Source organism: Metabacillus sp. B2-18, from assembly GCF_021117275.1.
Classification (GTDB): Bacteria; Bacillota; Bacilli; order Bacillales; family Bacillaceae; genus Metabacillus.
On record NZ_CP088245.1, the window covers coordinates 2084769 to 2097647 of the forward strand.

Here is a 12879-nt window from a genome sequence, read left to right on the forward strand (position 1 = left end):
AGCAAGCCGTTAATTGCTAGTTGGTGAAAGTCCGACCCGAGTAAGTTCCAAGACGCTCGGTAGCTGACAGGCAACTGGTGGAGAAATCCTAAGGTTGAAGCCCTGTGACAAAGTAACTCTCTTGAGAGTGCAAGCAAACTAACAGGTTGTAACATAAAGTGAATCCTGCCGTCTCGTCAAGAGCATCCACTGTTTGTGGCTAAGGAGAAGTCGAGCCTTGAGTAAATGGGCGAAGACCATGGAAGGTGTGAAGAACTTGGAGGAGCAGCACCGAAGAATCTCTCGGGATAAGGGGAACGACATGTTAGGAAAGTAGTTAACGGAACTGGGGAGACCCTCATCATCACTTTCGGAAGAAAGTAAAACAGAAACCTATAAGTGCAAACGAAATGGTGGATGGATGAAAGGGAGTCGGAGGGGGTCATAGTACCTATGATGACAATGACAACACAACATTGTCTAGGGAAGGACGGCGTAAGCCAGTACCCTACTTCGTTCATATGTCAGAAGGAGGTAAGAGTCAGTGAATGTCAAGAAAATGGCTAACTACACCAATAGTGCAAAAGCTCAAGAACTCTGGAAGACGTTATATCTTTGTGCCAAGGAGAGTCCAACTCGTAGATTTCACGCTTTATATGACAAAATTTATCGTCCTGATATTCTATGGGAGGCATGGCAACGTGTGAAACGTAAGAAAGGTAGTGGAGGTGTCGATGGACAGTCGATTGAACAAATCGTTTTGGATTACGGTGAGAAGAAGTTTATGAACGAACTTTATCTAGAATTGAAGGAGAAACAATATCACCCAAGTCCAGTCCTAAGAACCTATATTCCGAAAGATGATGGAAAGAAACGTCCATTAGGAATACCAACCATTAAAGATAGAGTGGCACAAATGGCAACGAAAATGGTCGTTGAACCAATTTTTGAAGCTGACTTCCATGACTGTTCGTTTGGTTTTCGTCCTAAACGTAATGCTCACCAAGCACTAGCCAAAATAAGAAAGGCAAGCAGAAATTGCTTTTGGGTAGTAGACGTCGATATCCAAGGGTATTTTGACAACATCAATCAAATCAAATTGATGAAACTGCTTGAACAACGAATTAGCGACCGACGGGTCTTAAAATTAATTCGGAAATGGCTAGAATCGGGCATTATGGAAGAAGGAAAGATAAGGAATCCAATATCCGGAACTCCGCAAGGCGGTGTAATTTCTCCGTTACTAGCAAATATTTATCTGAACACAATGGATAGATTATGGCAAGAGAAGTTTAATCACCTAGGAGAATTAATACGTTACGCAGATGACTTCGTCATCATGTGTAAAACCAAACAACAGGCACTGGAAAGTATAAAGGTCATTCAGTCAATAATGGGAAAACTTGACCTTTCTATTAATCGAGACAAATCAAGATTAGTTAATCTGTGGAATGATATAGATGGATTTGATTTTCTTGGTTTTCATAATCGAAAGTTTCCAAAGAGATTAAAAGGTGGAAGTACCGTACATGTAATGTCTCACATACCAAAAAAGAACGCACTGAAGAAAATGCGTACAAAGATAAAAGCCTATACCGAGCCACGAAATAAGCTTTATCTAGACATCAGGGAATTGGTGAAAGGACTAAATAAGAAACTACAAGGTTTCAAGAACTATTACCAAATATCACCCCTAGGAAAGAAATGGCTCAATCGAATCGATTGGTATGTCTTAGAACGTCTCACTTTGTTTTACAACAAGAAGAGAAATAATCGTAAGAAACATGGAAACTTAAAGGACGTAAGTAAAGAAGTTGAACATATTTTAGTGAAATTGGCTCGTTAGAAACCGTAAAGCCAAAGAAAGAAGAACGTCGGAAAGCCGTATGAGGGAAAACCTCACGTACGGTTTGATGAGGAGAAACTGAAAGTAAAAGAGATAGCGTAAGCTATCCCCTCGAAATCAGTTTCTTACTCTACTTTAAGTATTTATATAATTTAGACCTTGATAAATAATGAAGTCACAGCGATTTATCCTGAATTAATCAATATAGATTTACCTAATGGTACTGTTATAGACGGTGAAATAGTCGTTTCTGATGAACAGGGTAAACCTGACTTTGAGGCCACAATGGAACGTTTTAGATCCAGGTAAGCGCCGTATGAGATATAATATTGTGTGTTTGACATCATTCAATATAATGATTAAAAAGACGCTCACCTTCCATTATTAGAACGTAAAGAACTGCTGCAAAAAAATGAATACTACTATGAGGGCGGAATTAAGTCGTATGTAGAGCATTTAAACCGTACGCGCGAGGTTATTCATGATGAGCCGGTTTATATTGAGGGAGAAAAAGATGGTATTACAACCGAGGTAGCTATTCAGTATAATGTAATTCCTACTCATCCTCATATCCATGTAGTACAGTGGCTTCCAGGTAACGCTAATGCTTACTTTGACCTTGTTAAACAAAATCACCTTGAAGGAATTGTTATGAAGCGTTCTGATAGTCCCTATGAAATTAACAAACGTTCATACAATTGGCTCAAAGTAATAAACTTTCAATATGATGATGTCTACATTACAGGTATACGTAAAGGTGAGTTTGGTGTACTGTTATCATTCCTAGATAGGAGACCTGCTGGAATAATGGAATTTATGCCACCTGAAGCACGTAAAGAGTTGTATTCTATGTATAAAACAAACTCAGAAAATGATAAATTTAAGATTATTGAACCTATTAGTGCCGCATCAAATATCGTAACCTAACTAAGCAAGGTAAATTACGTATTCCATCATTTGTGGAGTGGTTGTAATAAGCTCTACATTACATAATTTATTCTTTACTTAAATTAGTTTGAGGTGGGCGGATCTTCGGATTTAAATATCTATTTCTAAACTATTTTTAATTTTATTAGGTATTATTCAAATTGTATGCTATCCTTAGTTAACCATTGAAATACCTTTTAGTATGTTTGCCTCCCCCCATTCATTTTAGAGTGGGGGTTTTTTATTGTCTAAAAAAATAGAGAAAAATAAAAAAGGACTCTAATATAGAGTCCTTTAATCATTATGCTTTGTTTACGTTAGTAGCTTGAAGACCACGTTGACCTTGTTCTGTGTCAAAAGTAACCTTTTGGCCTTCATCTAAAGATTTAAATCCTTCGCCTTGGATAGCTGAGAAATGTACGAATACATCGTCTCCACCTTCAACTTCGATGAAACCGAAACCTTTTTCTGCGTTAAACCATTTTACTGTACCTTGTTGCATAATTGTTGCCTCCTGTGTGGATTCAATCCACAATTTATTACTATAGTTGCTCAATTAGATATCAAAGGCGAAAGTTTTAAAAAACTTTTTCTTTCCTTACATACCGAACAAAAATAATTCTTATATAGAATAACAGATAATTCTTGGAAAAGCAAATAAGGAAAAATAAAAGACTTTTCACTCACTCGGCTTTTTTCTATATAATAGATAAATTTATTTATGAAAATCAAATGATTATCTTAGGGACAAATTTGTTGAAGTAAAAAAAGGGGAATAATCCTATAGAAGAAAGGCAGCTTATTTTGAACCTGCCCCTTATATATGGACAGATTGAATAATTTTATGGTATGTTTTTCCTATCGGAAAAATGGTCGGACATATTATAATTTATATATCAACGTTTTGATGCAAATGGGAAAAAACTATCCCAAAAGAAAATCAATCAAATGATGTCACAGATGAATAAGTTGCAAAAGTAACCAGTCCATTATTATATGGATTTGCCACTTGTTGAGATAGATAAAGATAATAGATCTAATTAAAATTTTTCGATTAGATTATACTCTTATCTCCTTTTATCTTACATCGAACATACTAGAAACCACTTTTCTTGATAAACAATATGGAAGAGTGGTTTTTATGTTGTTTATAAAATGTAAATTAGTATTCTCTATATAAAGCTAAAGCACGCCTAGTAGCGTGCTTCATCATTTCTTAGGAATAAACTTGATTTTTACGTGGTAAATCCTCTTTAATGTATTGAGTTAATAAAGTATCTAGCTCCTGGCTATATTTTATAGATATGGTTGAATTAAGCCCGTACTTTAGGACAATGTCAATAAGCTCAGCTCGTTTCTTTTCAATCAGTTGTAGCATTTCTTGTTTAGACACGAGAACTTGTCCTTTCTGTCAAAAAATTGGAATACATAAAGTATATCATTTTTTTCTTGTGATAGAAAATAACAATGAGTATATTATAAAGGGTTAATAGGTGGAATGAAAAGAAAAAAATGGCAGATGTTATACAATTGACATAAAAATGTCACAGATTGATACATATATTAGAAAGAAACATTTGCTAGAATAGAGAAGACGTTCTTTTTAGGAGGAATAGTATGGCTGATGTAAATATATTTTTAGCATTTGGAGCAGGATTCCTGTCTTTTATTTCACCATGTTGTCTGCCGCTTTACCCAGCTTTTTTATCTTATATTACAGGTGTTTCGGTAGGAGAGCTAAAAACAGAAAATGCATTGTTACAAAAGAGAAGTTTATTACATACAATTTTTTTCTTAATAGGTTTTTCTTCAATATTTATTGCGCTTGGATTTGGAACATCTTTTATAGGCGAGGTTTTTCAAAATTATCAAGATTTTATCCGTCAAATCGGGGCTATTTTAATTATAGTGTTTGGATTAATAATTGTAGGTGTCTTTAAACCTGAATTTTTAATGAAAGAGCACCGCTTTGAATTTAAGAATAGACCAGCTGGATTTGTGGGTACATTCCTAATTGGAATGGCTTTTGCTGCTGGCTGGACACCATGTACAGGGCCTATTTTATCGGCTGTTATTTGGCTCGGAGCAACAAATCCTGGTTCAGCTATGATTTATATGATTGCCTATATATTAGGGTTTGCTGTACCTTTCTTAGTTCTTTCTTTCTTTATTGGAAAACTAGGATGGATCAAAAAACATAATGTGAAAATAATGAAGATAGGAGGATATATCATGATTGTAATGGGAATATTATTATTCTTTGATATCATGACCTCTATCATTATCTTTTTAACACGAATTTTTGGTGGTTTTACAGGTTTTTAATATCGCTTAAATGAATTTTAATAAATTGTCATTTTAACTATATTATGTTGTGAAATTTGATATAATGGAAGTAGTGTGACTGATATTGCATTGTAGGCTAAAGGAAAAAAGTCCACAATTAAGTCAACTGTCAATCGCCTTCAAATAAGAAAGTTTTCAAGCTTTCTTTATCATGTTTGAGGAGGAACTAGGCATGGCTAGAATATTAATTGTTGATGATGCCAAGTTTATGAGAATGACTTTATCTAATATACTTATAAAGGCTAACCATGAGGTTGTTGGTGAGGGGGAAAATGGATTAGAGGCAGTGACTCTTTTTGAAAAAGAACAACCTGATCTAGTTACCCTTGATATTACAATGCCAGAAAAAAATGGTATACAAGCCCTTAAGGAGATTAAGGAAAAATATCCCGATGCAAAAATTATTATGTGTTCAGCGATGGGGCAGCAAAAAATGGTCGTTGAAGCTATAGAAGCAGGAGCAAAGGACTTTATTGTAAAACCTTTTGATGAAAATCGTGTACTTGAAGCAGTCGGAAGGGTACTGGGATAATGAGACAAAAACCATTTAAGTTATTCTTAAATGGTTTTTATTTTTCAACCGTGGAGAATGGAATTTCTAAGATCAAGAGTGAAAAATGTAAGATCATCTATTTATATAGATGAATTTCGTATATACTAAAACTAGCAGCGGTCTAGTAAAGGATTGATATTTTTGATAACTATTGCTTCTTCTATTATTGCTGTAGTCATGGCAGTAATTGTTTTATTTATTCGAATGAAGTCTGCCAAAAAGCCGGCTACAGCCAAAAAAATTATATTACCTCCGCTTTTTATGAGTACTGGTGCTTTAATGTTTCTTCATCCCTTGTTTAGGGTAACAGCAGCTGAATTCTTTGAAGCTCTTTTTGTTGGAATGTTTTTTTCTATTTTTTTAATTAAGACTTCTAAATTTGAAATTAGGGATAATGAAATATACTTAAAGCGTTCGAAAGCATTTGCCTTTATTTTAATTGGTTTACTCATTATTCGAATTATTATGAAGTCATATTTAAGTAATTCTATTGATGTTGGAGAGTTAAGTGGTATGTTTTGGATCCTTGCTTTTGGAATGATTGTTCCTTGGAGAATCGCAATGTACCGGTCTTTTCAAAAGATCCATAAACAACATAATGCTTCTACAAATATTCGTACATAATCTTGAATAAAGCACAACGAAAAACCCGAAAATCATATGATTTCGGGTTTTTGTTTTAAAACAAAGCTTTATAAGGGGAATAATCTATTTGTTTTTCTTTCAATCTTTTCATAAGAAACTTATGATCCCGTTTAGGGGTAGCTAATATATAACCACGTATTATTAAATCTAAGGTAATCTTTTTTGCGTTTTCTTTTAAAGCGAGTTGCCCAATCCTGCCTGCTATTTTTGCCCGGGCTACATCACGGAATAGTTCTGGAACGGGTTCTACTAACTCTTCTAATAGAATTTTTTCTTCTTCATTCCATAAATGTCGGGTTTTTTCTAAATAGTAATCCTGCCAATCAAGATCTGATTTACCATCTTCTTTAGGTAGTCTTTGTAAAAATTTTCGAAACATAAAAAAACCACCAATGGCTAACATTGAAACTAGAAAAACAACCCAAAATAATATGAACCAAAGAAACCAACCTTCTAACATCATTCTTAATCACCCCTTGTTAGTCAAATCCATAAAAATAGGCAGCTAGAACACCTGAAATTAGATGTATAACTACCAGTTATATCGATTAATTTTATAAGCATATTAATGTTTGAAAAAGAAAGCATCTTATATTTTTCTATTCATGATGCCCAAATGCATGATGTTCTTTTGCTAAGAGGAGTAATGATTTTTTCACAGCTTCTACTTTTTTACGGTCATAAGAAGAGGTCATTAAATCATTTAGTTCAGCTTGAACATGAAACATGGAATGTTTATAAAAAATATCAATACGAATCGTTCCAACATCGGTTGGTAAATAAACAAATTCATATGTACCCGACATACTTGTTCCTCCTGAAAAAACACCAATTTAGAATTCATTTTATAGATTGTTCTCTATACTTATAATAATAGCAGATAATATGTAGTTTGGCACTATTTTGATGACAAAAAGAAAGCAGCAAACAAAATGTTTGCCGCTCTAGTCCCTTCCGATCCGTACATTGGTTAAGTGTCCCGCAACAAGCGCGAATGATTCGGAAGGAACTATTTAATAAAATATCATAAGTACTATTTTCTGTAAACAGGAAATAGTAGGGGGGAATGATAAGACTACAAATTCTTACTTACTGCATCATCATATTATTATTTTGCTGACTCATTTGCGTATTCTGTGTAGTCGTATACGCACCTAGCATTTGATTCATATCTTGTTGTTGAAGTTGTGGAACTTGATAATAGTGATTTTTATTTTGATATAAGAAAATTTCATAAGCCATTTCAATAAAGTTTGGTACACTGTCAGCTGCAACTCGACGTAAAACAGGGTTTGTAATTTCACAAGCTGACATGCTTAATAAGCCAGCCATTGATTTACATTGACCAAGCATAAATGAGGATACACATTGGTCTCCTAATTCGTTTATAGACTGAACAGGTTTTTGGGGTTGAGAAGGCTTTAGACCATAAAAAACATCATTACTTTGTTGCATATTAAAGACCTCTGTAGAATGCGAAGGTTTATTACCTGTTGAAAAGGATTCAACCATGATGTTATAACAGTCACTAATAAAGGAATATTGACGTTGAAGAATATTCTTTAGTTCTTGATCCTTTATAAATTGGCTGTACATTAGATATTGATCCAACATACCAATCATTCCTGAAATTACTTCTTGTGATTCAAACATTTCATGTCCACCATGATTCATTTTAGGTTGCATATTAGGAGATTGCTGCATCATTACTTGTTGATTCATTTGATTTTGCATTCTTTTATCCCTCCATTTAATTTAGTACATAACTATAGTTCTCATTAGGGTTTAAAAACATGTAGGCAATATCACAAATAAAAAAGGGAAGGTTACCATAAACTTTTCATATAAAAAATACTATATTTAGATGGGTTATGTAACATAATGGAAATGAAATAGGAACAGTACAAGCTTTTAAATATGTAGAGAGAAAAATTCCCCAAAATGTATTTGAATGTGAAATTAGGTTTATTTTGGTGTATGATAACAAAGAGACTATGTTAAGAGAGGGAGAACGAGATGAACAATTCAATAGCAGTACAATTATTTACTTTAAGAGAAGAATGTGAAAAAGATTTCTATGGTACTTTAGAAAAAGTAGCTGAACTCGGCTTTGATGGTGTTGAATTAGCAGGTTATTATGGAAAAGATGCTGAAGATTTAAAAAGCACACTTGACCGACTTGGTTTAGTAGCAGTTAGTAGTCATGTTTCACTTGAAAGAATGGAAGAAAATCTTGAGGCTGAATTAGAGTATTTAAAAAAACTTAATTGTAAAAATATTGTATGCCCTTACCTTGTTGAGGAAAGACGGTCTGAATATGATCAACTTGCTAAGTTTTTAAACAAAGCTGGAGAGAGAAGTCTTCAAGAGGGAATTTCGTTAAGCTATCATAATCATGATTTTGAATTAGAAAAAAGCGATGACCGTTCTCATCTTGAAAGACTTTATGATGAAACGAGCCCAGAATTTGTTAAAGCTGAACTAGATGTTTATTGGTTAACATTAGCAGGGCAAGATCCTGTTGATTGGATGAATAAGTATAAAGGTCGTATGCCGTTAATTCATTTAAAAGATATGACAACAGACGATGAGAAAGCATTTGCTGAGTTAGGAACAGGTGGAGTAAACATCAAGGGTATTTTAGATAACATTGAGCAGGCTCAGGTTCAATGGATGGTTATTGAGCAAGATAAATGTAAACGTTCTCCATTAGAAAGTATCGAAATAAGCATTAATTATTTAAAGGATGCATTATCGAATAGATAATAGGAGAAGAGCATACTTACTTGGTATGCTCTTTTCCTATTGCATCAGGTCAGAAAAAAGATATTGAGTTCCTTTTGCTTGCTATGCAAGAGGTGAGTTTTCATTTTTATGGACATTTAATTCTTGCCTTAGAGAAGCTTGAGATTTTCTATAAGCTGTAGGAGTAAGTTTTTTTTGTTCTCTGAATACACGAGAGAAGGTTTGAAAACTTCGATAACCTACTTCTAATGCGATATCAGTAACTGGAATAGTAGTGGATGTTAATAAACTACATGCGTGGCGAATTCGTACTTCATGTAAAAAATGAACAAAATTTTGACCAAGTTGTTCTTTAAATAACTCGCTTAAATAGGGAATACTGACGTGAAATTTCTTAGAAAGACTTGATAGGCTAATATCTTCATGATATTGAAGATGGATATAGTGGACAACATCCCATATTACCTTTTTCTTTGTTGAGTTTGAGTTCTTGAGTGTAACTGAATGATTTCTCTTGCGAATACGTTCAAATAAAACAATGACCTCAGCCAACTTTGCCTTTAATAAAATATGTTTATATGGTTTATTATCTTTATATTCAATAAGCATGTCATGAAGCATTTTTTTTATATGTATAAAGTCTTCAACACCTAATGCGATATAAGGTTCAATTGACAATTGATCTGTATCTGATAATAAGCTTTGTAAATCCAGATCATGTAAGACTCTTAAATCAAAAACACAATTAAATAAAATGAGTGAAGTGTTTTTGGCTGATATAATTTCATGAATTTGATAGGGTAAAATAAATGTAAATGTACCGGGTTGCATGCGATGCTTTTTTCCATTAATGATTTCAAAACCTTCTCCCTCAATCACTAAAGAAAACTCAAGATAGTCGTGTCGGTGAGATGGAAAACTTGTGTGAATATTGTTTATTGATAGGTGGAATGGAAATGTTGTATTCATATTAGGGTACTCAGATAAATACATCGGGTAATTTGTCATAGTAACGTTTCCTCCTATCAGAAGAATTGAGATAAATAGATGAAAAATTGATCAGTATTTTTTTATCTTTTATTTTATCATAATTGTAAACGCTGTTATTGATTTATTATAGAAATCTTCTAAGGTAGATATAATTTATTACATAAAATGGAGGTAATTCGATGCAAACACAAATGATTCGACTTGGAATAATTGGTGCGGGTGCTATAGGAAGTGTTCATTTAACAACATTTTCAAAATTAAGTGAAGATGTGGTGCTTCAAGGTATAACTGATGCTTATCTTCCATTAGCTGAACAAAGAGCAAAAGAATTCGGGGTAAAGCAAGTGTTTAGTAGTGCTGAGGAATTAATCCATGATTCAGATATAGATGCTGTTATAATCGGTGTCCCTAACAAATGGCATGCACCACTTGCAATTCAGGCTTTAAAAGCGGGAAAACATGTGCTAGTTGAAAAACCTATGGGCATTAACAGTGAAGCAGCTAAAGATATTGTGAGAGCACAACGTGAATCAGGTAAGGTTGTAATGGTAGGTCACCAGATGCGTTGGCAGTGGAATATTCAGCAAGTAAAGGAACAAGCTGAAAAAGGTGCTTTAGGAAGAATTTATCATGCAAAAACAGGATGGTTCCGCCGTAAGGGAATTCCCGGCTGGGGAAGCTGGTTTACGACAAAATCAGAAGCGGGGGGAGGTCCGTTAATTGACATCGGTGTTCATATGCTGGATTTAGCTTTATATTTAATGGGAAATCCAAAGCCAGTATCCGTTTTCGGTTCAACATATGCTGAATTTGGTCCAAAGAAAAAAGGAATTGGTAATTGGGGGACTCCAAACTGGGAAGGTCAATATGATGTTGAAGATTTAGCAACAGCATTGATTAAAATGGAAGACGGATCAACGCTAACTCTAGAAGTTAGTTGGGCAGTAAACATGGACACAAGCAATGAACCGTTTATTCATTTAATGGGCTCTGAAGGAGGAGCATCGTTAGGTGGCAATAGTGCCAAAATTCTTACAGAACAATTCGACCGCCCAATTGATATTGAGCTTTCTCCAGAAGCAAATGAAGAAGAAGATCGTGTTCAATTAAGTAGACATTTTGTTGAATGTGTTCGTAATGGGAATCAACCTATCACATCAGCAATGACAGGGTTAACTAACAATCTTATTCTTGATGCCATTTATGAATCATCAAAAACAGGACGTGAAGTAGTCCTGGATTGGAATATCTAACTTTTACGGTACTCCTCTGTATTGGGGAATATAACAAGGAGTTGACTTTCATGTTAAGGGGATTAACGAAAGCTGGGTTAGGGAATCTGAAGGATGATAAGCAATTCATTGAATTAGCGGCTGAATATGGATTTCAATCTGTTGATTTAGATGCAAATAGTTTTATTGATTCATTTGGTTTGGAGTATGCAAAACAAATACTAAGTGAAAACGATGTTGTATTTGGTTCAATTGGGCTTTCGGTTGAGTGGAGAAAATCTGATGAAGAGTTTTCAAGCAGCTTACCTAATCTTATTTTGGAGGCGCAAGCAGCAAAAGAACTTGGCTGTTCACGTTGCTGCACATATATATTGCCATCAACAGACTTAAAGTCTGCGCACTTAATGAGCCTAGCTGTTAATCGTTTAAGAATTTGTGCAGAAATTTTAAATGCTTATGATATCCGTCTTGGATTAGAATACGTTGGTCCACATCATTTAAGAGATACATGGAAAAACCCATTTATATGGACACAAGAGGAAACATTAAGTCTAATTGATGCGATAGGTCTACCGAATGTAGGCTTATTATTAGATTCATATCACTGGCATACAACAGGTTTATCAAGTGAAGATATTGCCAATTTAAATGAAAGTCAAATCGTTCATGTTCATATAAATGATGCTGCAAATTTACCTGTTGAAGAACTAAAGGATAATGAAAGATTGTACACTGGTGAGGGCATTATTGATTTAGAATTATTTCTTAAGAGTTTAAAGAAAACGGGTTATAATGGACCTATAGCTCAAGAAGTTTTAACCTCTAAACAAGCCACACAATCAATAGAAGATATTTTAAAACGTTCAAAAGCAGGTTTTGATAAGGTATTTAATAACTTGTAGGCGTAAAGATGACAAGAAACCTCCGTATTTTTACGGAGGTTTCGTTTCGTTAAGTCAAGCAACTATAACTGAAAAACTATTCATTTAAAACTTTTTCCATAACCGCTTTTGTATTAGGTCCAAAAACTCCGTCATTAATAAGCTCTGGAAATCGTTTTTGAAACTGAATGACAGCTTCTTTCGTTTGATGGCCGTAGATACCGTCAATGACAACGTTATAACTCATATCTTTTAAACCTTTTTGTAGGGTTTTAACCGCTTCACCCTTACTACCCAGCTTTAGATTTTTTTCATCAAATCCAAATGAATTAACCTCTTTTGACAGAGCAGCATGTGTATTTGGTCCATATATTCCATCGGCTTTTAACTTATTTTTTGCTTTTTGAAAGGCAAGTACGGCTCTTGTTGTATTTGGTCCAAAAATACCATCTTCAGATAATTCTGCGCCTATTGCTTTATTTAAAGCCCGTTGCATAATTTTTACATCTTCTCCTTTTGATCCTTCTTTTAGAATCGAGGAAAGTTCAAAAATTTCATAATTTAAACTTTCCTGGGCATTCACTCCAGTAGAAGGTATCCCTAAAAATAAAGCTGATGCTGTTACGATTGTTGCAGTTAGGCTTTTCCATTTATGCAAATAAACCATCTCCCTTTGTTTTGATTCTTCACATATACAACGAAAGATGTTTTTGTATTGTTTCAATTTCAAACTAC

At 34.1% G+C, this 12879-nt stretch carries 15 protein-coding genes and 1 pseudogene; 9 read left to right on the forward strand and 7 right to left on the reverse strand.

Annotated elements, in window-relative coordinates; genetic code table 11:
• Positions 1-523: 523 nt before the first annotated feature.
• From ltrA to LPC09_RS10430, 3 genes and pseudogenes are all read left to right on the forward strand, one after another.
• On the forward strand, positions 524-1825 hold the full coding sequence (gene ltrA / locus LPC09_RS10420) for a group II intron reverse transcriptase/maturase (RefSeq protein WP_231309497.1): 1302 nt from the start codon (positions 524-526) through the stop codon (positions 1823-1825).
• A gap of 405 nt (positions 1826-2230) precedes the next feature.
• A pseudogene (locus LPC09_RS10425) lies at positions 2231-2374 on the forward strand (DNA-cytosine methyltransferase); the annotation flags it as partial.
• 21 nt (positions 2375-2395) lie between these two features.
• On the forward strand, positions 2396-2752 hold the full coding sequence (locus LPC09_RS10430; RefSeq protein ID WP_331275809.1) for an ATP-dependent DNA ligase: 357 nt from the start codon (positions 2396-2398) through the stop codon (positions 2750-2752).
• A gap of 301 nt (positions 2753-3053) precedes the next feature.
• Here the strand turns inward: LPC09_RS10430 and LPC09_RS10435 are convergent, their stop codons facing one another.
• Complete coding sequence (locus LPC09_RS10435; protein ID WP_026560151.1) at positions 3054-3254, reverse strand: cold-shock protein; 201 nt, start codon at positions 3252-3254, stop codon at positions 3054-3056.
• A 714-nt stretch (positions 3255-3968) separates the two neighbouring features.
• Positions 3969-4145 (reverse strand): aspartyl-phosphate phosphatase Spo0E family protein, encoded by a 177-nt coding sequence (locus LPC09_RS10440; protein ID WP_098799186.1) that lies wholly within the window; start codon positions 4143-4145, stop codon positions 3969-3971.
• Positions 4146-4369: 224 nt separating this feature from the next.
• Here LPC09_RS10440 and LPC09_RS10445 point away from each other — a divergent pair, with 224 nt between their 5' ends.
• The 3 genes from LPC09_RS10445 to LPC09_RS10455 all read left to right on the forward strand — a co-directional run bounded on the left by LPC09_RS10445 (position 4370) and on the right by LPC09_RS10455 (position 6275).
• Positions 4370-5077: a cytochrome c biogenesis protein CcdA gene (locus LPC09_RS10445; RefSeq protein ID WP_098799185.1), complete on the forward strand. Its 708-nt coding sequence runs from the start codon at positions 4370-4372 to the stop codon at positions 5075-5077.
• Positions 5078-5270: 193 nt separating this feature from the next.
• Positions 5271-5630: a response regulator gene (locus LPC09_RS10450; protein ID WP_098799184.1), complete on the forward strand. Its 360-nt coding sequence runs from the start codon at positions 5271-5273 to the stop codon at positions 5628-5630.
• Between the two features lie 165 nt (positions 5631-5795).
• A complete protein-coding gene (locus LPC09_RS10455; protein ID WP_442920037.1) occupies positions 5796-6275 on the forward strand; it encodes a CcdC family protein in 480 nt (159 codons plus the stop codon).
• Positions 6276-6330: 55 nt separating this feature from the next.
• Here the strand turns inward: LPC09_RS10455 and LPC09_RS10460 are convergent, their stop codons facing one another.
• The 3 genes from LPC09_RS10460 to LPC09_RS10470 form a co-directional block, all read right to left on the reverse strand.
• Positions 6331-6756, reverse strand: a complete 426-nt coding sequence (locus LPC09_RS10460) for a DUF2621 family protein (RefSeq protein WP_098799191.1) — start codon at positions 6754-6756, stop codon at positions 6331-6333.
• 139 nt (positions 6757-6895) lie between these two features.
• Positions 6896-7102 (reverse strand): hypothetical protein, encoded by a 207-nt coding sequence (locus LPC09_RS10465; protein ID WP_098799182.1) that lies wholly within the window; start codon positions 7100-7102, stop codon positions 6896-6898.
• A gap of 283 nt (positions 7103-7385) precedes the next feature.
• Complete coding sequence (locus LPC09_RS10470; RefSeq protein WP_098799181.1) at positions 7386-8030, reverse strand: spore coat protein; 645 nt, start codon at positions 8028-8030, stop codon at positions 7386-7388.
• A 282-nt stretch (positions 8031-8312) separates the two neighbouring features.
• Here LPC09_RS10470 and LPC09_RS10475 point away from each other — a divergent pair, with 282 nt between their 5' ends.
• Entirely contained in the window at positions 8313-9062 is a 750-nt protein-coding gene (locus tag LPC09_RS10475) for a sugar phosphate isomerase/epimerase family protein (protein WP_098799180.1), read from the forward strand.
• Between the two features lie 81 nt (positions 9063-9143).
• Here LPC09_RS10475 and LPC09_RS10480 read toward each other — a convergent pair whose 3' ends face one another.
• Positions 9144-10049 carry an AraC family transcriptional regulator gene (locus tag LPC09_RS10480; RefSeq protein WP_098799179.1) on the reverse strand — a complete coding sequence of 302 codons (906 nt, stop codon included), beginning with the start codon at positions 10047-10049 and terminating at the stop codon, positions 9144-9146.
• Positions 10050-10210: 161 nt separating this feature from the next.
• Between LPC09_RS10480 and LPC09_RS10485 the strand changes: the two genes are divergently transcribed.
• Both LPC09_RS10485 and LPC09_RS10490 read left to right on the forward strand, forming a co-directional pair.
• On the forward strand, positions 10211-11284 hold the full coding sequence (locus tag LPC09_RS10485; RefSeq protein ID WP_098799178.1) for a Gfo/Idh/MocA family protein: 1074 nt from the start codon (positions 10211-10213) through the stop codon (positions 11282-11284).
• A gap of 50 nt (positions 11285-11334) precedes the next feature.
• Complete coding sequence (locus tag LPC09_RS10490) at positions 11335-12165, forward strand: sugar phosphate isomerase/epimerase family protein (protein WP_098799177.1); 831 nt, start codon at positions 11335-11337, stop codon at positions 12163-12165.
• A gap of 76 nt (positions 12166-12241) precedes the next feature.
• Here LPC09_RS10490 and LPC09_RS10495 read toward each other — a convergent pair whose 3' ends face one another.
• Positions 12242-12802: a peptidoglycan-binding domain-containing protein gene (locus LPC09_RS10495; RefSeq protein ID WP_176551210.1), complete on the reverse strand. Its 561-nt coding sequence runs from the start codon at positions 12800-12802 to the stop codon at positions 12242-12244.
• Positions 12803-12879 lie beyond the last annotated feature (77 nt).

Coding starts and splice junctions, on each gene's coding strand:
- LPC09_RS10435 (WP_026560151.1), bottom strand. CDS start 3,254: ATGCAACAAGGTACAGTAAAATGGTTTAACGCAGAAAAAGGTTTCGGT.
- LPC09_RS10445 (WP_098799185.1), top strand. CDS start 4,370: ATGGCTGATGTAAATATATTTTTAGCATTTGGAGCAGGATTCCTGTCT.
- LPC09_RS10450 (WP_098799184.1), top strand. CDS start 5,271: ATGGCTAGAATATTAATTGTTGATGATGCCAAGTTTATGAGAATGACT.
- LPC09_RS10460 (WP_098799191.1), bottom strand. CDS start 6,756: ATGTTAGAAGGTTGGTTTCTTTGGTTCATATTATTTTGGGTTGTTTTT.
- LPC09_RS10465 (WP_098799182.1), bottom strand. CDS start 7,102: ATGTCGGGTACATATGAATTTGTTTATTTACCAACCGATGTTGGAACG.
- LPC09_RS10470 (WP_098799181.1), bottom strand. CDS start 8,030: ATGCAAAATCAAATGAATCAACAAGTAATGATGCAGCAATCTCCTAAT.
- LPC09_RS10475 (WP_098799180.1), top strand. CDS start 8,313: ATGAACAATTCAATAGCAGTACAATTATTTACTTTAAGAGAAGAATGT.
- LPC09_RS10480 (WP_098799179.1), bottom strand. CDS start 10,049: ATGACAAATTACCCGATGTATTTATCTGAGTACCCTAATATGAATACA.
- LPC09_RS10485 (WP_098799178.1), top strand. CDS start 10,211: ATGCAAACACAAATGATTCGACTTGGAATAATTGGTGCGGGTGCTATA.
- LPC09_RS10490 (WP_098799177.1), top strand. CDS start 11,335: ATGTTAAGGGGATTAACGAAAGCTGGGTTAGGGAATCTGAAGGATGAT.